General features: G+C 77.4%; 1 protein-coding gene. It reads right to left on the bottom strand.

Annotation, left to right across the window (positions count from 1 at the left end):
• Positions 1-1,951: SDR family NAD(P)-dependent oxidoreductase (locus tag GA0115240_RS08015; protein ID WP_141708761.1), on the bottom strand; the 1,951-nt coding region annotated here is incomplete at both ends.

Here is a 1,951-nt window from a genome sequence, read left to right as displayed (position 1 = left end):
GCGTGCCGGTGCCCGGCCAGCGCGTCCAGGAACACGTTGGCGGCCGCGTAATTGGCCTGACCGGGCCCGCCGACCAGGCCCTGCACCGAGGAGAACAGCACGAAGGCGGTCAGCTGCCGGTCCCGCGTGAGCCGGTGCAGGTTCCACGCCGCGTCCACCTTGGGCCGCAGCACCGCGTCCAGGCGCGGACCGGTCAGCGCCTCCACCAGTCCGTCGTCGAGCACACCGGCGGTGTGCACGACGCCGGTCAGCGGATGCGCGTCGGGTATCGCGGCCAGTACCGCTTCCAGCGCCCCGGCGTCGGCCGCGTCGCACGCCGCGATGGTCACCCGCGCGCCCAGCGAGGTCAGTTCGGCGCTGATCTCCGCCGCGCCGGGGGCGTCCGCGCCGCGCCGGCTCGTCAGCAGCAGGTGCCGTACCGCGTGCCGCGTCACGAGGTGACGGGCCGTCAGCACACCCAGTGCTCCGGTGCCGCCCGTGATCAGCACCGTGCCGTCGGCGCTCCAGGGCGCGGGCCGGGTCGGCTCCTGGGTGACGCGGGTCAGCCGCGGCGCCAGCAACCTGCCGGAGCGGACCGCGAGTTGCGGCTCGGCCGCCAGAAGTTCCGGGCTCAGCCCGGCCGGCAGCCTCCGGTTCCCGTCGAGGTCCAGCAGCGCCAGCCGCTGCGGGTGCTCGGACCGGGCCGACCGGAACAGCCCCCACAGCGCCGCGTGCGTCAGGTCGGCGGCCTCACGGTCCCCGCCGGCGGCCACCGCGCCCCGGGTGACCAGCACCAGCGTGGAGCCGGCGAACCGCTCGTCGGCCAGCCAGGACCGCAGCAGGCCGAGACCGGCGCGGGCCGCCTCGTGCACGGCCGCGGCGTCGGTGTCCGCGCCCCGGTCGTCGAAGACCGGGAAGAAGACCAGCTCCGGCGGCCGGCCGCCGGCCAGCGCGCCCAGCGCGTCCAGGTCCGGGTAGTCCGCGGTGCTCTGCCCCGGCCCCGCCGCCAGTCCGGCGGCATCCGGGCCCACCACGGCCCAGCGCTGCGCGGAGACCGTCTCGGGCGCCGCCACCGGCACCCACTCCGGCCGGAACAGCGCCTCCTGACCGTCGCCGCGCCCCGCGGCGAGCCGCTCGGCGGTCACCGGGCGGCGCGACAGCGAGCCGACGGTGGCCACCGCACGGCCCTCGGCGTCGGCCAGACGCAGGGCCACCGCGTTCGCCCCGGTGGGGGACAGCCGCACCCGGACGGCGGCGGCGCCGGTGGCGTGCAGCCGTACATCGGCGAAGACGAACGGCAGTTGGGTCTCACCCGTCGCCGGGAGCACCCCGAGTTCGATCGCGTGCAGCGCGGAGTCCAGCAGCGCCGGGTGCAGCCCGTAGCGTGTCGCGTCCCCGGCCTCCCGCTCCGGCAGGGCGAGTTCGGCGAACACCTCGGCACCGCGCCGCCAGGCCGCCCGCAGGCCCTGGAACGAGGGCCCGTAGTCGTATCCGCTGCGGGCCAGCGCCTCGTACCAGTCGTCGAGCGGTACGGGCTCGGCGTCGCGCGGCGGCCACTCGGTCCCGGTCTCGGAGCTCTCGGAGGTCTCGGACCGGCCCGGCCCGGCGGCCAGGACGGTGCCGCCGGCGTGCCGGGTCCAGGGCGCGTCCGGCGCGGCGTCGGACGCACGGCTGTGCATGCCGATCGGCCGCCTGCCGTCCGCGTCCGGCTCGCCCACCGTGACCTGCACCTGGACGCCGCCGCGCTCCGGCAGCACCAGCGGTGCCTCCAGGGCCAGTTCCTCCAGCGTGTCGCAGCCGGCCTCGTGCGCCGCGTGCAGGGCCAGCTCGACCCACCCGGTCCCGGGGAACAGCACCGTGCCCAGCGCGGCGTGATCCGCCAGCCAGGGATGGGTGTCCAGCCCCAGCCGCCCGGTCAGCACCATGCCGTCGGTCCCGGCCAGCGGCACCCGGGCGCCCAGCAGCGGGTGCC

This window comes from Streptomyces sp. DvalAA-14 (assembly GCF_900091855.1).
Classification (GTDB): Bacteria; Actinomycetota; Actinomycetes; order Streptomycetales; family Streptomycetaceae; genus Actinacidiphila.
This window is presented reverse-complemented; position numbering and strand designations above follow the sequence as displayed.